Genomic DNA, 18,902 nt, shown 5'->3' on the forward strand with positions numbered 1-18,902 from the left:
ACCTGCGAATACCGCCCTCCACCACCCCCGCGCAGCACGTTCCTGAGGGAGTTGTCAAGCCCCGAGATATGCCCTGACCTGCGAAAACGCCATTCAGAACCCGCAGTTTCCGTGTTACCCTGGATAGCCACGGAAGGGGTACCTGTCACATGACGTTCAAGGTTGGCGACACCGTGGTCTATCCCCATCACGGGGCCGCGCTGATCGAGGCTATCGAAACTCGCCAGATCAAAGGCGTGGACAAGACCTACTTGGTGCTGAAGGTCGCCCAGGGCGACTTGACGGTACGTGTGCCAGCGGACAATGCGGAGTTCGTCGGCGTACGTGATGTGGTCGGTCAGGACGGGCTCGACCGGGTCTTCGAGGTGCTGCGCGCGTCGTACGCCGAGGAGCCCACGAACTGGTCGCGCCGTTACAAGGCAAACCTGGAGAAGCTCGCGTCCGGCGATGTCATCAAGGTCGCGGAAGTGGTCCGTGACCTGTGGCGTCGGGAGCGCGAGCGCGGACTGTCCGCGGGTGAGAAGCGCATGCTCGCCAAGGCTCGCCAGATCCTGGTGAGCGAGCTCGCTCTCGCGGAGAACACGAACGAGGACAAGGCCGAGGCCCTGCTCGACGAGGTTCTCGCGTCCTGATACGCGCGACTGTCGCGTATTGAAACAATGCCGTAGTGCCCGCTGACCCTCACGGTGTCGCCGGGCGCTGCGGCATGTTCGTACCCGTACTCACACGCACGCCGGCCCGTACTTGGCGTGCCGGGCCCGGGCAGTCGGCTCGACCAGGACTGTCACGGAAGGGCCCTGTCAAGGCGTCGCGCCCGGCACGCTGTGGCCATACCCACCTCTGCCGAGCGCACAAACCTGAACGGAACCGATGTCTGACGAAACGCGTCCATGGGACAACGCAGCAGGCAGCGCAGTACGCACCGCGGCCGTGATTCCGGCCGCCGGACGGGGCGTGCGCCTCGGTCCCGGCGCCCCCAAGGCACTGCGCGCGCTGAACGGCACACCGATGCTGATCCACGCCGTCCGCGCGATGGCGGCGTCCCGCGCCGTCTCCCTCGTCGTGGTCGTGGCGCCGCCCGACGGCGCCGCGGAAGTGAAGTCGCTGCTCGCCGATCACGCGCTGCCGGAGCGTACGGACTTCGTGGTCGTGCCCGGCGGGGAGAGCCGCCAGGAGTCGGTGCGGCTCGGGCTCGAGGCCCTGCCGTCCGGCATCGACATCGTGCTCGTGCACGACGCGGCCCGGCCGCTGGTGCCGGTCGACACGGTCGACGCGGTGATCGAGGCCGTACGGGACGGGGCTCCGGCCGTCGTGCCGGCGCTGCCGCTCGCGGACACGGTCAAGGAGGTCGTGCCGACGACGGACGGTTCGCCGGAGCCCGTCGTCGCGACGCCCTCGCGGGCGAAGCTGCGGGCCGTGCAGACGCCGCAGGGCTTCGACCGGGCGACGCTCGTGCGGGCGCACGAGACGGTGACCGAGGATGTGACGGACGACGCGAGCATGGTCGAGCGGCTCGGGCATCAGGTGGTCCTCGTGCCCGGGCACGAGGAGGCGTTCAAGGTGACGCGGCCGCTCGACCTGCTGCTGGCCGAGGCGGTCCTTGCCCGGAGGAGGGCGAACGTTGGCTTCTGAGGTTTCGGGCACGGTGCTGCCGCAGGTCGGTATCGGGACCGACATCCATGCGTTCGAGGACGGGCGTGAGCTCTGGTGCGCCGGGCTGAAGTGGGAGGACTCGGGGCCCGGGCTCGCCGGGCACTCCGACGCGGACGTGGTCGCGCACGCGGCCTGCAACGCGCTGTTCTCCGCGGCGGGGCTCGGTGACCTCGGTCAGCACTTCGGGACGGGCCGTCCCGAGTGGGCCGGGGCGAGCGGGGTCGTGCTGCTCGCCGAGGCGGCGCGGATCGTACGGGCCGCGGGGTTCGTGATCGGGAACGTGGCGGTGCAGGTGGTCGGCCCCCGGCCCAAGATCGGCAAGCGCCGCGAGGAGGCGCAGAAGATCTTGTCGGAGGCGGCAGGCGCCCCGGTCTCCGTCTCCGGCGCGACCACGGACGGCCTCGGCTTCCCGGGGCGCGACGAGGGCCTGATGGCGGTGGCGACGGCCCTGGTGGCCCGCACGGGCGGCTGAGGCTGCCGCGGGGCCCCCGGGGCGCTTATTGCGTATGGGTTGCAGGTAGGGTGGAGGGGCAATGACGGTCGGGGCTTGAGGCGGCGATGGGTGAATACGTGATCCGCGTGGCCGAGGAGGCCGACGTGGACGAGGCCCGCGCCGTCATGCTGGACACCGTGTACCGCGACCTCCGGTCCGGATACGTACCGCGCTGGCACGCCGACATCATCGACCCGGTCGCCCACTACCTGCGCCCCGAGCGCTGCACCCTCCTCGTCGCGCAGCACCGCGAGACCCACGAGATCGTCGCCACCGGCGCCGTCCGCGACCGCGGCCCCGCCGCCCCGCCCAACCCGCAGTGGGTCGCCGACCGCTTCCCCTCCGGCAGCACGGCCCAGCTCTGCCGCATCTACGTACGCCCCGAGCACCGCAGGAACGGACTGGCCCGTGTCCTCGTGCGGGAGCTGACCGACTTCGTCGTCGGCGTCGGCGGATACGAGGCGGTCTACCTGCACACCGACCCCGCCGTACCCGGCGCCGAACCCTTCTGGCGGTCCGTCGCCCAGGAGGTCTGCGACGAGCGGGAGCTGCCCGGCGGCGGCCAGGGCATCGTGCACTTCGAACTGCCGCTCCCCGCGCCCGTCGTCTGATGCGACGCCGCGGCCTCCTGCTGGCGGCGGCCGGCATCGGCCTCACGTCCGCCTGCGGCTCGTTCACCGGCACCGCCCGCCGCGGCCGGATCGCCGTCGACCTCGCCTTCGCGCCCACCCAGGGCCTCTCCCCGTACACGGACGACGGCCTGCTGCTCAGCCGCCTCGCCGTCGTCGACGGGCTCACCCGCATGGACACCGAAGGCGTCGTGCACCCCGCGCTCGCCGAGAAGTGGACCCGTACGTCCGCCACCACCTGGGAGTTCACCCTGCGCGCCGCCCGCTTCCAGGACGGCGGGCGCGTCACCGCCGACGCCGTCGAGGGCGCGCTCACCCACGCCGCGCGGGCGAAGACGCAGCCCCGCGTGCTCAGCGACACCCGGATCACGGCCCGCGCCGCGGGGGAGCGCACCGTACGGATCACGACCGGGGCCGCCGACCCGCTGCTCCCCGCCCGCCTCGCGAACCCCTCGCTCGCGATCTTCTCCCCGGCCGCGTACGGCAGGAAGGACGGCCGCGTCGACCCCGTCGGCACCGCCACGGGGCCCTTCGCGCTGACCGAGGTGAACGGCGCCGTCTCCGCGACACTCGACCGCTTCGACGAGCACTGGCGCGGCCGGGCGGAGGCCCGCGGCCTCGACGTGACCTTCGTCGCCGACAACAACGCCCGTGCCAACGCGCTGCGTTCGGGCCAGATCGAGATCGCCGAGTTCGTGCCCGCCGCCCAGGCCCTCGTCCTCGGCGACCGCGCCCGCAAGGTCGCCACCGTCCGCACCACGACCCTGTACCTGAACACGCGTACGGGCCCGCTCGCCGACCCCGGCCTGCGCGCCGCCGTCCGCGAAGCCGTCGACACCTCCGCCCTCGCCCGCAGCGTCTACGAGGGGTACGCCACGCGCGGCACCGGCCTGCTCGGCCCCGGTTTCGCCTGGGCCGACGGGCAGCAGCTCCCCGTCACAGGGCGCGCGAGGGCGACCACGCCGCACCGGCAGACGCTCACCCTCGCCACGTACACGAACCGCGCCGAACTCCCCGAGGTCGCCGCCGCCCTCCAACAGCAGCTGCGGCGCGCCGGGTTCGCGGTGCGGCTCGTCGTGAAGGACTACGCCCGCCTCGAATCGGGTGCGCTCGACGGCGCGTACGACGCGTTCCTGATGTCCCGCTCCACCGCGCTCGACACCGGCGACCCGGTCTCGTACCTCGCCTCCGACTTCACCAGCGGCGGCAGCTTCAACATCTCGCAGCTGCGGGACGACCGGGTCGACGCCGCCGTGCGCGAGGCCGCGGGCCTCGAAGGAACGGAACGGCACCGGGCCACGCTGCGCGCCGAGGCCGCCATCCTCGGCACCGACGCCGCCGTGCCGATCGTCCACGAACAGCACCTGCAGGGCGTCGGCGCCGGAGTGCGCGGCGTCGTCCTCGACCCCTACGAGCGACAGTTCGTCGGTCTGGAGACGCGCGCCCGATGAAACGTGCCGCCGGGAACCTGTCCGTGACGGCGGGCCGCGTGGGCGCCGCCGCAGGACTCCTCGTGCTCACCGCGCTGCTGCCCTGGCTGACCCGCACCGACCCCGCGCTCACCGTCCTGCACGCCCGCTACGGCGACGCGCCCACGACACCGGAGCAGCTCGCCGAGGTCCGCGACCAGCTCGGCCTCGACCAGGGCCCCTTCACGTTCCTCGGGCAGTGGCTGCGCGGCATCGCGCACGGCGACCTCGGAACGTCCTGGGTGACCGGCGCCGACGTCGCGTCCGACGTGGGCTCCGCGTTCTGGGTGTCCCTGTCCCTCATGGCGTACGCGATGGTCGTCGCGGTCGTCGTCGCGGTCGCGCTCTGCGTGCCCGCGCTCCGGCGTGCGCGCTCCGAACCGGTGCACGGAATGGGCGCGGGCATCCTCGCCGCGCTCCCCGAATTCCTTCTCGCCTCCGTCCTCGCCACGCTGTTCGCCGTCCACCTCGGCTGGTTCCCCGCCCAGGGCTGGGCCTCACCGGCCTCCGCCGTGCTGCCCGCGCTCGCCCTCGGCATCCCCGCGGGCGCCGTCCTCGGGCGGCTCGCCCAGGACGCGCTGCCCGCCGCGTTCGCCGAACCCTGGGTGCGGACGGCCCGCGCCAACGGCATGCCGCGCTCCCGCGTCGCCCGGCACGCGGCGCGGCGGGCGCTGCCCGCCGTGCTGCCGCAGGCCGGGCTCACCGTCGTCGGGCTCACCGGCGCCGCGGCAGCCGTCGAGGCCGTCTTCGCGATCCCGGGGCTCGGCGGCACGGCCGTCGCCGCGGCGCTCGACCTCGACCTGCCGCTGCTCCAGGGCTGCCTCCTCGTCCTCCTCGCGCTCGGCGTGGTCGCCGCGGTGGTCGTCGGCCGCGTACGACGCCGGTTGCTCGGACCGGCGCTCGAAGCCGGCGCGCTCCCCGGGCTCGCACCGGTGCGCGGGGGCGGACGCGGGCGCCTGTACGTCGCCGGGGCGCTGGCCGCCGTACTCCTCGCCGTCATCGCCTGGGGCCTCACCCGCGACCCGCTCCACGTCGACCTCGCATCCCGCCTCACCGGGCCCTCCGCGACGCACCCCTTCGGCACCGACGCGCTCGGCCGCGACGTCCTCGCCCGGCTCGGCCACGGGGCGCTGCGCACGCTCGCCGTCGCCGCGGCCGTCTGCGCCGCCTGCTTCGTCGTCGGCGTCGGCCTCGGCCTGATGCGCTGGACGGCCGGGCTCACGGAGGTCGCGAACGCGATGCCCGCGATCCTGGCGGGGCTCCTCGTCACCGGCCTGTTCGGGGCGGGCGTCACGGGCGCGGCCGTCGCCGTCGCCGCGGTCGGCTGGGCGCCGCTCGCCGCGCACACGGCGGCGGTCGCCGAGGCGGAGCGCGGCGCCGGATACGTCGAGGCGGCCGTCGCCTCCGGCGCGAGCGGGTGGCAGGTGCTGCGGCGGCACGTGCTCGGCGCGGTGCTGCCCACGGTCGGGCGGCACGCGGTGCTGCGGCTCGCGCCGACGACGCTGGCACTCGCCTCCCTCGGCTTCCTCGGCCTCGGCACGCAGCCGCCCACGCCCGAGTGGGGGCGGCTCCTGATGGAGAACCTGCCGTACGCGGAGCGCGCGGCGTGGTCCGTCCTCGCCCCGGCGGCGGGCCTCGCGGCCGTCGGCGCGATCGTCGTCCTCGTCTCGTCCGGCAGCTTCGGGCGGCGCCGATGACCGACCACGGTGCTCCGCCCCGGACCCCGCCGCTCCATCGCCGCAGGGGCTTGATCGCGCGCACCTTGCGCGGCCGGGCCCGGCGGGACCGGGCCCGCCTCTCGGGCGGCGCGATCGTCGTCCTGGTGTCGTCCGGCGGCTTCGGGCGGCGTCGATGACTGGCCCCGGTGCTCTGTCCCGGACCTCGCTGCTGCATCGCCGCGGGGGCTTGTTTGTGCGCGCCTTGCGCGGCCTGGCCCGGCGGGTCCGGGCCCGCCTCTCGGGCGGCGCGATCGTCGTCCTGGTGTCGTCCGGCGGTTTCGGGCGGCGTCGATGACCGGCCACGGGGCTCCGCCCAAGTCCCCGCGCCGCCGGCGGGTCCGGGACGAGCTGCGCGGGCTCCCGTCGTACGTGCGGCTCCTCGCCGGCACCCAGCTCGCCTTCAACCTCGGCTTCTACGCCGTCCTGCCCTACCTCGCCACCCACCTCTCCGAGAGCATCGGACTCGCCGGGTGGGCCGTCGGGCTCGTGCTCGGGCTGCGGACCTTCAGCCAGCAGGGGCTGTTCGTCGTCGGCGGCGCGCTCACCGACCGGTTCGGGCCCCGCCCCGTCGTCCTGGTCGGCTGCCTGCTGCGGATCGCCGGATTCGCGTGGCTCGCCTTCGCGGACAGCACGGCCACCGTCGTCGGCGCGGTCGTCCTCGTCGGGTTCGCCGCCGCGCTGTTCTCGCCGGCCGTCGAGTCGGAGACCGCCCGCGAGGCCGTCCGCCACGAACGGGACACCGGAACCCCGCGCGCCCAGGTGCTCGGCGTCTTCTCCGCGGCCGGGCAGGCGGGCGCGTTCCTCGGGCCGCTGCTGGGCACCGCGCTGCTGTACGCGGGGTTCCGGGCGGCATGCCTGGCGGGCGTGCTCGTCTTCACGGCCGTGCTCGCCGGGCACGCGCGCCTCATGCCGCGCCGTGCACCCGTGCGGACCCGCCGCGTGCGGGGCGCCCGCACCGTGTTCGCGAACCCCCGGTTCCTCGCGCTCTGCCTCGCGTACAGCGGCTACCTCATCGCGTACAACCAGCTCTACCTCGCGCTGCCCGTCGAACTCACCCGGGCCACCGGATCCCAGGACGCCGTCGGCCCGCTCTTCGCGCTGTCCTCGCTGCTCGTCGTCTGCGCACAGCTGCCGGTGACCCGCTGGAGCGCCGCCAGGCTCGCACCGAGGACCGCGCTCACCGGAGGCCTGCTCCTCGTGGCCACCGGGTTCGCCGCGGTCGCGGCCACGACCCCGTACCTCCCGGACCGCACCCCGTATGCCCTGCTGCCCGCCTGCGCGCTGATCGTGCTGCTCACGCTCGGCCAGATGCTGCTGGTGCCCGCCGCCCGCGGACTCGTCCCCGACCTGGTCGACGAGCGGCACCTCGGCCTCGCCACGGGCGCGCTCTCCTCCGTCTCGGGCCTCGCCGTCCTGGCCGGAAGCGCCGGAACGGGCGCGCTGCTCGACCTCCCCGCACCCGCCCTGTGGACGGCGCTCGCCGCGGTGCCGCTGGGGGCCGCGGTACTGGCCCGCTGCGTGACACCCGTGCGGGCGGAGGGCCGAAATACCGGCGCGGCGGGGTGCGTTCCCGGAGGATCGGGTACGCGCCAACCGTCCCCCGAGAAGGAGTGAGGCCATGTCAGCCCAGCTGTCCGACGAGCTCAAGGCACTGCTCGACAGCAAGGTCTTCATCGCGGTAGCCACCATCCAGCCCGACGGGAGCCCGCAGGTGTCCCCGGTCTGGGTGAAGCGGGACGGCGACGACGTCCTGTTCTCCACCACCGTCGACCGCCGCAAGACGAAGAACCTCGAGGCGGACCCGCGCGTGACGGTCCTCGTCCAGCCCGCCGACAACCCCTACGCCTACGCCGAGATCCGCGGCACGGCCGAGATGACCACGGAGGGCGGCCAGGACCTCATCGACGAGCTGTCGGTGAAGTACACGGGCAAGAAGTACGCCGACTTCAACCCGGCGTCCGGCCAGGACGCCGAACGTGTCGTCGTCCGCGTCCGCGCCCGCAAGGTCGTCGGCCGCGTCTGAGCGATCCACGCTCCGGCGGGGGCCGGGTTCCGTCCGACGACACCGGTCACCCGCCGGAGGCTCATGGCACTCCCTTCGGCCTACTACCCTGGAGGGGTGACTATTCGCCTGTACGACACCAGCGCCCGGCAGATCCGTGACTTCGAGCCCCTCACACCGGGCTGTGTCTCGATCTACCTCTGTGGCGCCACCGTGCAGGCGGCCCCGCACATCGGGCACATCAGGTCCGGGCTCAACTTCGACATCATGCGCCGCTGGTTCACGTACCGCGGCTACGACGTGACGTTCGTGCGCAACGTGACGGACATCGACGACAAGATCATCACGAAGGCCGGGGAGCAGCACCGCCCCTGGTGGTCGATCGGCTACGAGAACGAGCGCGCGTTCAACGACGCGTACACCGCCCTCGGCTGCCTCCCCCCGACCTACGAGCCCCGCGCCACCGGACACGTCACCGAGATGGTCGAGATGATGCGCGGCCTCATCGAGCGCGGCCACGCGTACGAGGCCGACGGGAACGTGTACTTCGACGTCCGCTCGTTCCCCGGCTACCTCGAACTGTCCAACCAGGAGATCGACAACCTGCGGCAGCCCTCCGGCGAGGGCGAGACCGGCAAGCGCGACTCCCGCGACTTCGCGATGTGGAAGGCCGCCAAGCCCGGCGAGCCCAGCTGGGAGACCCCGTGGGGCCGCGGCCGCCCCGGCTGGCACCTGGAGTGCTCCGCCATGGCGCACAAGTACCTGGGGTCCGCCTTCGACATCCACGGCGGCGGCATCGACCTGATCTTCCCGCACCACGAGAACGAGATCGCGCAGGCCAAGGCCTTCGGCGACGCGTTCGCCCGCTACTGGGTGCACAACTCGTGGGTCACCATGTCCGGCGAGAAGATGTCGAAGTCGCTGGGCAACTCGGTCCTCGTGTCCGAGATGGTCAAGCACTGGCGCCCCATCGTGCTGCGCTACTACCTCGGCACCCCGCACTACCGCTCCACCATCGAGTACAGCGAGGAAGCCCTGCGCGAGGCCGAGTCCGCGTTCGCGCGCATCGAGGGCTTCGTGCAGCGCGTCACCGAACTCGCCGGAGGCACCGTCGCCCCCGCCGACGAGGTGCCGCCCGCCTTCGCCGACGCCATGGACGACGACCTCGGCGTCCCGCAGGCCCTCGCCATCGTGCACACCGCCGTCCGGCAGGGGAACTCCGCCCTCGCCGCCGACGACAAGGAAGCCGCCGTCGCCCGCCTCGCCGAGGTCCGCGCCATGCTCGGCGTCCTCGGCCTCGACCCGCTCGACGAGCAGTGGGCCGGCGCGTCCGACAGCGGCGGCGAGGACCTGCACGGCGTCGTCGACCACCTCGTACGGCTCCTCCTGGAGCAGCGCGAGGCCGCCCGCGCCCGCAAGGACTGGGCCACCGCCGACGCCATCCGCGACCGGCTCAAGGAGTCCGGCCTGAACATCGAGGACAGCCCCTCGGGTCCGCGCTGGACCCTGGGCTGAACCACCACCGGTGTGCCGCCCGGCGCTCCGGGCGGCACACTGCATAGACGTACGAACACACCCGAAGACGTAAGAGACAGGTAGGTCATGGCCGCCAACAGCAACCGCCGCATGTCCGGCAAGAAGGGCGCGCAGGTAGGCAGCGGTGGCCAGCGGCGCCGCGGCCTCGAGGGCAAGGGCCCCACCCCGCCCGCCGAGATGCGCAAGGGCCACGCCAAGCAGCGCGCCGCACAGGCCAAGGCCAAGCGTGCCCAGGGCCGCCCCGGCAACCGCACCGGAGGACCGCGCGGCAAGTCCACCTCCGAGATGGTCGTCGGCCGCAACCCGGTCGTCGAGGCGCTGCGCGAGAACGTGCCCGCGGTGACGCTGTATGTGCAGCAGTTCATCGACAACGACGAGCGCGTCCGCGAGGCCCTCCAGCTCGCCGGCGAGCGCGGCGGCATCCACCTCATGGAGGCCCCCCGCCCCGAGCTCGACCGCATGACCAACGGCCTCAACCACCAGGGCCTCGTCCTCCAGATCCCCGCGTACGAGTACGCGCACCCCGAGGACCTCGTCGCCGCCGCCCACGACGAGGGCGCCGACCCGCTGATCGTCGCCCTCGACGGCGTCACCGACCCCCGCAACCTCGGCGCCGTCGTCCGCTCCGTCTCCGCCTTCGGCGGCCACGGCGTCGTCGTGCCCGAGCGGCGCGCCGCCGGCATGACGGCGGGCGCGTGGAAGACCTCGGCGGGCACCGCGGCGCGCACGCCGGTCGCGCGCGCCACCAATCTCACCCGCGCCCTCGAGCAGTACAAGAAGGCGGGCATCGCCGTCGTCGGCCTCGCCGCCGACGGCGAGCACACCGTCGACGACCTGGAAGCCCTCGAGGGCCCCGTCGTCATCGTGGTCGGCAGCGAGGGCAAGGGCCTGTCCCGCCTCGTCGGCGAGACCTGCGACTTCCGCGTCCGCATCCCGATGCCGGGCGGCGCCGAGTCCCTGAACGCCGGCGTCGCCGCGGGCGTCGTCCTCTACGAGGCGGCCCGCCGCCGCGCCTGACCCGCACACCGCTCCGGGCCCCGCGATCCTTGACGGGGCCCGGACATTTCGGTGGGCCTGAGGCAGTGTCCTAAACACACATCACTCGGTTAGATGAGTGTGGACACCAGAACGCCCCGCACACCCTCGGGTGACCGCACGTCGGGATTCGACGACGGTCCCGCGCTGAGCATGGTGAAGGTTCCGTGCGATCCGGCGCAGGTCATCGTCAATCACGCGAGTTTCCGCGTGCAGCTCCCCACGGCGCAGCAGACGCAACTCCCGCGCATCTCACGGCACTTGAGCGCCACGGGCGTGGCCGGAGCCGACGCGGCGACCACCCGCATCCCCGTCATCACCGCCGCGGGGACGCCCGGCGCAAGGCGCCGCCGACCCGTCGTCATGAACGGCGGAGGGCTGGACACCAGCGGGCTCCTCCAGGGCGCCCGCCGCACCGGCGAACCGGCGGACGAAGGCGTCGCCACCCAGGTCATCCCCCGCGTCGACGAACGCGACTTCGGCGACGACCTCGGCCTGTACCGCGACTCGCCCACCGACGACGCCACCCGGCAGACACCCGAGGTCACCGACACCCCGACCCGGATCCTGCCCCGCATGCGTCCCTCCGGCAGCGCCTTCGAGGAGACCGACGAGCTCGAGCAGCTCCCCGGGGACGACGCGTACGACGTCAGGATCGGCTCCCCCGACGGCGGCAGGGACGGCGGCGCGGCCGGCGAGACCACCGCCGCCCGCCGCTACGGACCCGTCCGGCACGCCTACTACCCCGGCCGCCGGATGAACCTCGGCGTCGTGCTGCTCCCGCTGCGCGTCTTCCTCGGCTTCATCTCCATCTACGCCGGCATGGGCAAGCTCTGCGACCCCGTCTACTTCGACGGCGGCGAGCGCGGCTCCATGGTCAAGTGGCTGCACTCCCTGCACCCCTGGGCCCTCGCCGAACCGCTCCGCGACTGGGCCCTCCAGCACCCCGTCGGCGCCGGACTCGTGATCGCCTTCCTCCAGGTCATCGTCGGCGTCCTCACCGTCCTCGGCCTCTGGCAGCGGCTCGCCGCCGGCATCGGCGCACTGCTCTCCGCCGCGCTCCTCGTCACCGTCAGCTGGAAGACCGTCCCCGCCTACGACGCGCCGGACATCATCTACCTCGCCGCCTGGTCCCCGCTGATCATCGCCGGCGCCCCCGTCTACTCCGTCGACGGACGCCTCGCGGGCAGCGCCTGGCGGCGACTCGGCCCCCGCGCCGCCCTCTGGGACCTGCGCACCTACGTACTGCGCCGCGGCACCGTCGTCGCCACCCTCGTCATCGGCGGCACCCTGCTCATCGGCTCGCTGCTCGGCGGCGCCGTCCGCGACGCCGACCGCGTCACCGCCCCGGGACCCGGCGACGCCCCGCGCAACGAGGTGCCAGGCTCCCCGCTGCCCTCCGAGCCCGGCAGCCGCAGCCCGCACCACCGGCACTCGCAGAGCCCGTCGGCCTCCAGCTCCGGCGCGCCCACGCAGGGCACCACCGCGAGCCCGTCCGGCGCGCCCAGCTCCGCGACCGCGACCGCGGGCGCCACCAGCGGCACGAGCGGCACCACGACGACGCCCACCCAGGGCACCACCGCGGGCCAGGCCCCGCCGCAGGAGTCGGCGCCGCAACAGCAGCAGCCGCCGGCCAGCACCAGCGGCGGCTCGCCGACCTCGTCCGGCGGCACGTCCTCGGGCGGCCAGGACACCCAGAAGCCCGGCCTCGTGGGCGGCCTCCTCGGCGAGTGACCGTACGACGACGGGGCCCCGCACGATCCACGTGCGGGGCCCCGTTCGCGTACCGGAGAAGGCGCCTCAACGGCCCTGCGCGGACAGCTCCTTCGCGGCCTCCGTGAGGTCCTTCGCCGTGTCGATCGCCCGCCAGTACGCGCCCTGCGGCAACTGGAACCCGGCCAGCCGCTTCCCACGGGCCAGCCGCGGGAACGTCGTGCGCTCGTGGTCCCCGAGATCCGGCAGCAGCGACGCGAACTCCGCGGCGAACACATACACCCCCGCGTTGATCAGATACGGCGACGGCGGCGCCTCGATGAAGTCCGTGATGTGACCGAACGCGTCGGTCTCCACGGCGCCCCACGGGATCCGCGGCCGGGCCAGCGCGAGCGTCGCCGTCGCCTCCCGCTCATGGTGGAAGTCCGCCATCTCGCGCAGCGAGAACCGCGTCCAGATGTCGCCGTTCGTCGCGTACCAGGGGCGATCGGCGTGCGGCAGCCGCGCCGCGGCGAACTTCAGACCGCCGCCCCGGCCCAGCGGCTCCTTCTCGACGACCGTCGTGACCCGCAGCGGCAACTCCACCTGGTCCAGCCACTCCTGGAGCACCTCGGCCAGATGGCCGCAGGACACCACGGCGTCGGTCACGCCCTCCGCCGCGAGCCAGTTCAGCTGATGTCCGATGATCGGAACGCCCGTCCCCGGGATCTCCACCATCGGCTTCGGCCGGTCGTCCGTGTAGGGACGCAGCCGTGAGCCCTGGCCGCCCGCCAGGACCACGGCCTGGGTCGGCCGGTGCGGATACGAATGAGGGCCGTGCGCGGACGGTTCAGCGGTCGTCATGACCGGAACTGTACGTGCGCACGGCCCTGGGGGACGCGGGCGACTCGGGGGCGGGGCGGGACGCTCAGGCCCGGAAGCCCGCCACTCCGGAGGCGAACGACGTGTCGCAGACGGGGCGGGCGTACGACTGCGCGCGCGCCGGTCCGTACGTCTCCACGGCGGCCCGGCCGAGCGCCTTCGCGATCGCCATGCAGTGCTTGGCGAGCGACGGGCGGCGGTCGATCTCCTGCTGGAGGTGGGTCAGTGCCACGCCGGGGTTGTCCTCCTGGAGTTCGAGGAGGAGACGGTCGCGCAGCACGTCCTGGGGGGCGCGCGACTTCGCGCGCTTGGAGACGTCCTGCGAGGAGGCCGTGAGTACGGAGTCCGAGGAGCTCCCGGACCAGTTGACTCGGGTGACCGCGAGCGTCCCGGAGAGCACCAGCATCACCGGCAGGACGAAGGCGAGCGTACGGGCGGCGCGGCGGGCGGGGCCCCGGCCCCGGGCTCGGCGCGACTTCTGGGTGTAGTTGGCAGAGTGCGTCACGCGAGTGAGCGTAGCGCTCGGTGATGATTTGGCGACATTTGGTCACTCTGATGAGGGACGATCAAAGAGGTTTTGTTGCTTACGTGTTGACGTCGCTGGGCCAAATGCCCGGGTTGCCGGGGTATTTGTCGACAATGGCGCGCGGTGTGTCCCGCACACGCAGAGGGCCCCGCACCGAAGTACGGGGCCCTCTGTACGAGTTACCGGGCGTCGACCGGGGCCGGACCTGGATCAGCCGGATCAGTCGGAGAGACGCTCACCCGTCGACGTCGAGAACACGTGGCTCTCGCCCGCGCGCGGCACGACGTGCAGCTGGGCGCCCTTGTCCGGCACCTGCCGACCGTTGACACGGACGACCAGGTCCTTGGACTCGCCGTCGACCTTGGCGGTGCCGTAGACGTAGCCGTCGGCGCCGAGCTCCTCCACCACGTTCACGGAGATCGCGAGGCCCGCGGGGGCGTCCGAGTCGTCCTTCGTGAGCGTCTTGGCGACACCCGCGTCCGTCTCGACCACGTCGAAGTGCTCCGGACGCACACCCACCGTCACCGTGCGGTCGCCCTTGTCGGACGCGGCCTTCAGCGCCTCACGGTTGACCGGCACGACCGAGTTGCCGAACTTCACGCCGCCGTCGGTGATCGGGACCTCGACCAGGTTCATGGCCGGGGAGCCGATGAAGCCGGCCACGAACAGGTTGGCCGGACGGTCGTACATGTTGCGCGGCGTGTCGACCTGCTGCAGCAGACCGTCCTTCAGCACCGCCACACGGTCGCCCATCGTCATGGCCTCGACCTGGTCGTGGGTGACGTACACGGTCGTGATGCCGAGACGGCGCTGGAGCGACGCGATCTGCGTACGCGTCGACACACGGAGCTTGGCGTCGAGGTTCGACAGCGGCTCGTCCATGAGGAACACCTGCGGCTCACGCACGATGGCGCGACCCATGGCGACACGCTGACGCTGACCACCGGAGAGCGCCTTCGGCTTGCGGTCCAGGTACTCGGTCAGGTCGAGGATCTTCGCGGCCTCCTCGACCTTCTGCCGGATCTCCGCCTTGTTCACGCCGGCGATCTTCAGGGCGAAGCCCATGTTGTCGGCGACGGTCATGTGCGGGTACAGCGCGTAGTTCTGGAACACCATGGCGATGTCCCGGTCCTTCGGCGGCAGGTGCGTGACGTCGCGGTCACCGATGCGGATCGCACCGCCGTTGACGTCCTCGAGACCCGCGAGCATCCGCAGGGAGGTCGACTTTCCGCAGCCGGACGGGCCGACGAGGACGAGGAACTCGCCGTCCTCGATCTCGATGTCCAGGCCGTCGACCGCGGGCTTGGTGGACCCGGGATAGACACGGGTCGCCTTGTCGAACGTGACAGAAGCCATGGCTGTGAAGCCCCCTTCACCGGCAGGAACGTGCCGGACGATCCGTTGTAAAGCGGGTGAGCCGCCCTGGCGGACGCCACGGCGGTGTAGCACTGGTGTAGTCCATGCGAGTGAACTGCTCGGACTGTAAGCGGCGGGCAGCCGGTTTGTCAGTACCCCGGGCCACGCGACCTTCGAGGAAATTTTCGGGCAGCCAGAGCAACCCACTTTTGACCCCGTCTCGTGACTTCCTGCTTCACAGCCCGCCGCCGGCGGGCAACGGGCTACCCCGCCGCACCGCACGGTCTCACGCAGGCTCCCCAGGCATTCCGGCCGACGGCCCATCGGTCCGTACTGCGAAGAACAACAACCACTGCCGCATCCCTACGCGGCCACCACAATCCCCTCCGGCAACTCCGACGCCCGAATCACCGACGGCACCGACCGCCCGGGCGGCAGCGCCGAAGCCACCAACCAGTACAGCCGCATCCCCTCGTCCCGAAGATTCACCGCCGCGTTCACATCACGGTCGTGCACCGCACCGCACTCGACGCACACCCAGTCCCGCACCGACACATCCAGCTTCGGGCCCTTCACATGGCAGGCCGAGCAGCGCCGCGTCGACGGAAAGAACCGGTCCACGACCACCAGCGTCCGCCCGTACCACTCGCACTTGTACTTCAACTGCCGCAGAAGCTCGCCCCAGGACGCATCCCGCAACGAGTCATTGAGCCGCGCCTTGCGCCGCCCCTCGCCCTTCGCCGCAGCCATCAGGGACACGATCGACAGGTCCTCCACCACGAGCACTTGGTTCTCGCGCACGAGGCGGGTCGTCAACTGATCCAACATGTCCCTGCGCACGTCCCCCGTCTGGGCATACAACCGCGCGATCCTCCGCCGTACCTTCTCCCGGTTCCGCGAACCCCGCTTCTTCCGATGCAACTCCCGCTGAAGCCGGACCAGCTCGGCCGCATACCGCCGCAGCAACCTCGGATGATCCACCTTCGTGCCGTCGTCCAACGTCACCAACGACGCCAACCCCAGATCCACCCCCACCGCCCGCGGCTCCCGCGACCCCGCCACAAGCGCCGCAGGCAACGCCTCGATGACCTCCTCCACGAGAAACGCCACAAAGAACCGCCCGGCCCGATCCCGCGACACCGTCACCCGCACCGGCACCACACCCACCGGCAACGGCCGCGACCACCGCACCTCCAACGGCGCACTCTGCAATGCCAGCTTCAAGACCCCCGTACCAGGCCGCCCCACATCCTCCCGCCAACTGAAACCCGTCCGCGCATACGTCGCCACATCCCGGGACCGCCCCCTCTGCTTCCGCTTCGGATACTTCGCCCGCCCCTGAAAGAACGCCTGAAACGCAGCCTGCAAATGCCGCAACGGCTGCTGCAGCACCGTCGACGAAACCTCCCCCAACCACGCCGACCCCTCCGCCCGACGCCACCCCGTCAACGCCCGACACGTCTCCGCGAACCCCACCGACACCCGATGCTCACGCCACGCCCTCGACCGCAGCGCCAACCCCTCGTTGTAGACCCAACGACACGCGCCGAACGTCCTCACCAACTGTTCCGCCTGCACCTCGGTCGGATAACAGCGATATCGGTAGACCCGCTCCCGCGTCCCTGCCTCCTTGGTCCGGCGTTTCACCGGGCCGGCCGGACCGCTCTGGGGCCTGCTGCTGTCGGCGATACCCAGCGCCTCACGTTTGACCCGCCTGGCCTCGGCACCGGTCACCGACCGTGGTTTCTCCGCCGGAACGTCCCCCATGAGCCCCCGCCCACTTCCTGCGATCCGATAGTCGGAACAGCATGTTCGTACGGTCAACGAACGGGTGCTCGGGAGGTTACGCACGCAGGGTCGGCGACAGGGTGTGCGGAAACTTCTTGGCCTGGGAGAAGCGCGGCTGTGTAAAGTGTTCAAGCCTTCGCGTACGGCATTGTGGTGCGCGGTGCCGCCTTAGCTCAGTTGGTAGAGCACCGGCTTTGTAATCCGAAGGTCGTCGGTTCGATTCCGACAGGCGGCTCTGGAAAAGCCCAGGTCACACCTAGTGTGCCTGGGTTTTTTGCTGAGTCCGACGGAGCCCTCGGACTTCGCTGGTTCCCGCTGGCGCCGACCTTCCGACATGATGCTGTGCGGGCGGGCCGCCGTCCGTCCGTCACATCCTCGGGGGAGATCACCGTATGAAGCGCGTTCTGGCCGCTCTCGTCACTGTCGCCGTGCTCGGCGCGCCGCTGACCGCGTGCGGTTCGTCGAAGAGTGTCAGTGGGACCGTCGTCAGCAAGAACACGGACCGTGAGTGCTCGACGAAGAAGAAGGGGTCGAAGCGGACCCGCAGCTGTCACACGGAGTACGAGCTGCAGGTCCGCGCCAAGGGTGGTGACCAGGAAGAGGTCGACGTCAGCCTTGGTGACTACAACCAGTGCGCGGAGGGGTCGAAGTACCCCAAGTGCACGCGGGGCTAGCGGCCCGCGATCTTGTCCGCCCATTGTGCGAGGCGGGAGCTCTCCGTGGTGTGGGTGGTGAGTTCGCGGCGGTCGGCGGCGTAGTACGTGGCGTACATGCCGTGGACGCCGAGCCAGCGCAGGGGTTCGGGTTCCCATTTGCGGACCTTGTGGTTGGCCCAGGGGAGGGCCGTGAGGTCGGTGGGGCCGGATTGGCCGGAGTCCTGTTGGACGAGGTCGCGGAGGGTGCGGGCGGCGAGGTTGGCGGTGGCGACGCCGGAGCCGACGTAGCCGCCGGCCCAGCCGAGGCCGGTGGAGCGGTCGAGGGTGACGGTGGCGCACCAGTCGCGGGGGACACCGAGGACGCCTGACCAGGCGTGGTCGATGCCGATGCCGGCGAGCTGGGGGAAGAAGCGGGTCAGGATCTCGTGGAGGGCTTCGACGGTCTTGGGCTGGGTGCGGCCGTCGTTGTCGGTTCTGGAGCCGTAGCGGTAGGGGACGCCGCGGCCGCCGAGGGCGATGCGGTCGTCGGCGGTGCGTTGGGCGTACATGTAGGCGTGGGCCATGTCGCCGAGGGTTTCGCGGCCTTCCCAGCCGATGGTTTCCCATTGCGATGTCGTCAGCGGCTCCGTGGCGATCATGGAGGAGTTCATGGGGAGCCAGGTGCGGCGTTGTCCCTTGAGGGAGGCGGTGAAGCCTTCGGTGCAGCGCAGGACGTAGGGCGCGCGGACGGTGCCGTAGGGCGTGATCGCGTGTTTGGGCTTGATCTCGGTGACGGGCGTTGATTCGTGGATTGTCACGCCGAGGGATTCCACCGCTGTCGCCAGGCCCTTGAGGAGTTTGACCGGGTGCAGGCGTGCGCCGTGCGGGGTCCAGGTGGAGCCGACGGCGCCTGCGACTCTGATGCGGTCGGCGGTTTCGCGGGCGCCGTGGAGGGTGCGGTCCTTCTCGCCGTAGGTGAGTTCGGTTTCGTGGAAGGACTTGAGGCGGGCCAGCTGGGCGGGGGTGTACGCGACTTCGAGGACGCCGCCGTGGTGGATGTCGGCGTCGATGGATTCGGCGCGGGCGACGTCGATGACCTCGGTGACGGTGTCGTTCATGGCCTGTTGGAGGCGGACGGCGGCGTCGTGGCCGTGGAGTTTGGCGTAGCGGTCGCGGCCGGCGATGCCGTTGTAGAGCCAGCCGCCGTTGCGGCCGGAGGCGCCGTAGCCGCAGAACTTCTGCTCCAGGACGGTGATGCGCAGGAAGGGGGCGGCTTTCTTGAGGTAGTAGGCCGTCCACAGGCCGGTGTAGCCGCCGCCGACGATGACGACGTCGGCGCTGGTGTCGCCGGGCAGGGGGTCGCGGGTGAGGGGGATGCCGTCGTCCGCGTACCAGAACGATATGCCGCCGTTGATGGTGCCGGTGGTGTCGCGGGGTTCGCCGCTGCCGCTGATGCCGTTGCTCATGGCGCGGGAGATTACTGGGCGG

The 18,902-nt window shown here is 71.9% G+C and carries 17 protein-coding genes and 1 tRNA gene; 13 read left to right on the forward strand and 5 right to left on the reverse strand.

What is annotated here, in order from left to right; translation table 11 throughout:
• The first annotated feature begins 149 nt into the window (after positions 1 to 149).
• The 11 genes from ACTWJ8_RS21565 to ACTWJ8_RS21615 all read left to right on the forward strand — a co-directional run bounded on the left by ACTWJ8_RS21565 (position 150) and on the right by ACTWJ8_RS21615 (position 12,269).
• Positions 150 to 632, forward strand: a complete 483-nt coding sequence (locus tag ACTWJ8_RS21565; protein ID WP_266712542.1) for a CarD family transcriptional regulator — start codon at positions 150 to 152, stop codon at positions 630 to 632.
• Positions 633 to 870: 238 nt separating this feature from the next.
• Positions 871 to 1,632, forward strand: a complete 762-nt coding sequence (gene ispD, locus ACTWJ8_RS21570) for a 2-C-methyl-D-erythritol 4-phosphate cytidylyltransferase (RefSeq protein WP_356375660.1) — start codon at positions 871 to 873, stop codon at positions 1,630 to 1,632.
• On the forward strand, positions 1,622 to 2,125 hold the full coding sequence (gene ispF / locus ACTWJ8_RS21575; protein WP_356375657.1) for a 2-C-methyl-D-erythritol 2,4-cyclodiphosphate synthase: 504 nt from the start codon (positions 1,622 to 1,624) through the stop codon (positions 2,123 to 2,125). Before ispD ends, ispF begins: the two co-directional genes overlap by 11 nt.
• Positions 2,126 to 2,211: 86 nt before the next feature.
• Positions 2,212 to 2,757 (forward strand): GNAT family N-acetyltransferase, encoded by a 546-nt coding sequence (locus tag ACTWJ8_RS21580; protein WP_443260045.1) that lies wholly within the window; start codon positions 2,212 to 2,214, stop codon positions 2,755 to 2,757.
• A complete protein-coding gene (locus tag ACTWJ8_RS21585; RefSeq protein ID WP_443260046.1) occupies positions 2,757 to 4,226 on the forward strand; it encodes an ABC transporter substrate-binding protein in 1,470 nt (489 codons plus the stop codon). Before ACTWJ8_RS21580 ends, ACTWJ8_RS21585 begins: the two co-directional genes overlap by 1 nt.
• Entirely contained in the window at positions 4,223 to 5,941 is a 1,719-nt protein-coding gene (locus ACTWJ8_RS21590; RefSeq protein WP_356375648.1) for an ABC transporter permease subunit, read from the forward strand. Before ACTWJ8_RS21585 ends, ACTWJ8_RS21590 begins: the two co-directional genes overlap by 4 nt.
• A gap of 312 nt (positions 5,942 to 6,253) precedes the next feature.
• On the forward strand, positions 6,254 to 7,576 hold the full coding sequence (locus ACTWJ8_RS21595; RefSeq protein WP_443260047.1) for an MDR family MFS transporter: 1,323 nt from the start codon (positions 6,254 to 6,256) through the stop codon (positions 7,574 to 7,576).
• Between the two features lie 4 nt (positions 7,577 to 7,580).
• Positions 7,581 to 7,985: a PPOX class F420-dependent oxidoreductase gene (locus ACTWJ8_RS21600; protein WP_356375642.1), complete on the forward strand. Its 405-nt coding sequence runs from the start codon at positions 7,581 to 7,583 to the stop codon at positions 7,983 to 7,985.
• 96 nt (positions 7,986 to 8,081) lie between these two features.
• The gene (gene cysS / locus ACTWJ8_RS21605; RefSeq protein ID WP_356375639.1) at positions 8,082 to 9,479 is read left to right on the forward strand and encodes a cysteine--tRNA ligase; all 1,398 of its coding nucleotides are present in this window, start codon (positions 8,082 to 8,084) and stop codon (positions 9,477 to 9,479) included.
• 87 nt (positions 9,480 to 9,566) lie between these two features.
• Positions 9,567 to 10,517, forward strand: coding sequence for a 23S rRNA (guanosine(2251)-2'-O)-methyltransferase RlmB (gene rlmB / locus ACTWJ8_RS21610; protein ID WP_356375636.1), 951 nt, complete (start codon positions 9,567 to 9,569; stop codon positions 10,515 to 10,517).
• A 93-nt stretch (positions 10,518 to 10,610) separates the two neighbouring features.
• The gene (locus ACTWJ8_RS21615) at positions 10,611 to 12,269 is read left to right on the forward strand and encodes a DoxX family protein (protein ID WP_356375633.1); all 1,659 of its coding nucleotides are present in this window, start codon (positions 10,611 to 10,613) and stop codon (positions 12,267 to 12,269) included.
• Between the two features lie 66 nt (positions 12,270 to 12,335).
• On the opposite strand, the gene ACTWJ8_RS21620 is transcribed toward ACTWJ8_RS21615, so the two are convergent.
• The 4 genes from ACTWJ8_RS21620 to ACTWJ8_RS21635 form a co-directional block, all read right to left on the reverse strand.
• Positions 12,336 to 13,091 carry a nucleotidyltransferase family protein gene (locus ACTWJ8_RS21620; RefSeq protein ID WP_443260048.1) on the reverse strand — a complete coding sequence of 252 codons (756 nt, stop codon included), beginning with the start codon at positions 13,089 to 13,091 and terminating at the stop codon, positions 12,336 to 12,338.
• Between the two features lie 64 nt (positions 13,092 to 13,155).
• On the reverse strand, positions 13,156 to 13,614 hold the full coding sequence (locus ACTWJ8_RS21625) for a hypothetical protein (protein ID WP_356375628.1): 459 nt from the start codon (positions 13,612 to 13,614) through the stop codon (positions 13,156 to 13,158).
• Between the two features lie 240 nt (positions 13,615 to 13,854).
• Positions 13,855 to 14,991 carry an ABC transporter ATP-binding protein gene (locus ACTWJ8_RS21630; RefSeq protein WP_356375625.1) on the reverse strand — a complete coding sequence of 379 codons (1,137 nt, stop codon included), beginning with the start codon at positions 14,989 to 14,991 and terminating at the stop codon, positions 13,855 to 13,857.
• Between the two features lie 363 nt (positions 14,992 to 15,354).
• On the reverse strand, positions 15,355 to 16,758 hold the full coding sequence (locus ACTWJ8_RS21635) for an RNA-guided endonuclease InsQ/TnpB family protein (protein WP_443260049.1): 1,404 nt from the start codon (positions 16,756 to 16,758) through the stop codon (positions 15,355 to 15,357).
• A gap of 183 nt (positions 16,759 to 16,941) precedes the next feature.
• On the opposite strand from ACTWJ8_RS21635, the gene ACTWJ8_RS21640 reads away from it, so the two are divergent.
• Positions 16,942 to 17,014: transfer RNA gene (locus ACTWJ8_RS21640), tRNA-Thr, on the forward strand.
• 157 nt (positions 17,015 to 17,171) lie between these two features.
• Positions 17,172 to 17,453, forward strand: a complete 282-nt coding sequence (locus ACTWJ8_RS21645) for a hypothetical protein (protein WP_356375616.1) — start codon at positions 17,172 to 17,174, stop codon at positions 17,451 to 17,453.
• Here ACTWJ8_RS21645 and ACTWJ8_RS21650 read toward each other — a convergent pair.
• Complete coding sequence (locus ACTWJ8_RS21650; RefSeq protein WP_356375613.1) at positions 17,450 to 18,880, reverse strand: NAD(P)/FAD-dependent oxidoreductase; 1,431 nt, start codon at positions 18,878 to 18,880, stop codon at positions 17,450 to 17,452. The genes ACTWJ8_RS21645 and ACTWJ8_RS21650 overlap by 4 nt on opposite strands.
• Between the last annotated feature and the right edge of the window lie 22 nt (positions 18,881 to 18,902).

The organism is Streptomyces sp. SDT5-1 (genome assembly GCF_052245995.1).
Lineage (GTDB): Bacteria > Actinomycetota > Actinomycetes > Streptomycetales > Streptomycetaceae > Streptomyces.

What these genes read in the sequence shown, in the direction of transcription:
- ACTWJ8_RS21595 (WP_443260047.1), top strand. Translation starts at nt 6,254, where the DNA reads ATGACCGGCCACGGGGCTCCGCCCAAGTCCCCGCGCCGCCGGCGGGTC.
- ACTWJ8_RS21630 (WP_356375625.1), bottom strand. Translation starts at nt 14,991, where the DNA reads ATGGCTTCTGTCACGTTCGACAAGGCGACCCGTGTCTATCCCGGGTCC.
- ACTWJ8_RS21645 (WP_356375616.1), top strand. Translation starts at nt 17,172, where the DNA reads ATGAAGCGCGTTCTGGCCGCTCTCGTCACTGTCGCCGTGCTCGGCGCG.
- ACTWJ8_RS21635 (WP_443260049.1), bottom strand. Translation starts at nt 16,758, where the DNA reads ATGGGGGACGTTCCGGCGGAGAAACCACGGTCGGTGACCGGTGCCGAG.
- ACTWJ8_RS21580 (WP_443260045.1), top strand. Translation starts at nt 2,212, where the DNA reads ATGGGTGAATACGTGATCCGCGTGGCCGAGGAGGCCGACGTGGACGAG.
- ACTWJ8_RS21620 (WP_443260048.1), bottom strand. Translation starts at nt 13,091, where the DNA reads ATGACGACCGCTGAACCGTCCGCGCACGGCCCTCATTCGTATCCGCAC.
- ACTWJ8_RS21615 (WP_356375633.1), top strand. Translation starts at nt 10,611, where the DNA reads ATGAGTGTGGACACCAGAACGCCCCGCACACCCTCGGGTGACCGCACG.
- ispD (WP_356375660.1), top strand. Translation starts at nt 871, where the DNA reads ATGTCTGACGAAACGCGTCCATGGGACAACGCAGCAGGCAGCGCAGTA.
- ACTWJ8_RS21650 (WP_356375613.1), bottom strand. Translation starts at nt 18,880, where the DNA reads ATGAGCAACGGCATCAGCGGCAGCGGCGAACCCCGCGACACCACCGGC.
- ACTWJ8_RS21600 (WP_356375642.1), top strand. Translation starts at nt 7,581, where the DNA reads ATGTCAGCCCAGCTGTCCGACGAGCTCAAGGCACTGCTCGACAGCAAG.
- ACTWJ8_RS21585 (WP_443260046.1), top strand. Translation starts at nt 2,757, where the DNA reads ATGCGACGCCGCGGCCTCCTGCTGGCGGCGGCCGGCATCGGCCTCACG.
- ACTWJ8_RS21565 (WP_266712542.1), top strand. Translation starts at nt 150, where the DNA reads ATGACGTTCAAGGTTGGCGACACCGTGGTCTATCCCCATCACGGGGCC.
- rlmB (WP_356375636.1), top strand. Translation starts at nt 9,567, where the DNA reads ATGGCCGCCAACAGCAACCGCCGCATGTCCGGCAAGAAGGGCGCGCAG.
- ACTWJ8_RS21590 (WP_356375648.1), top strand. Translation starts at nt 4,223, where the DNA reads ATGAAACGTGCCGCCGGGAACCTGTCCGTGACGGCGGGCCGCGTGGGC.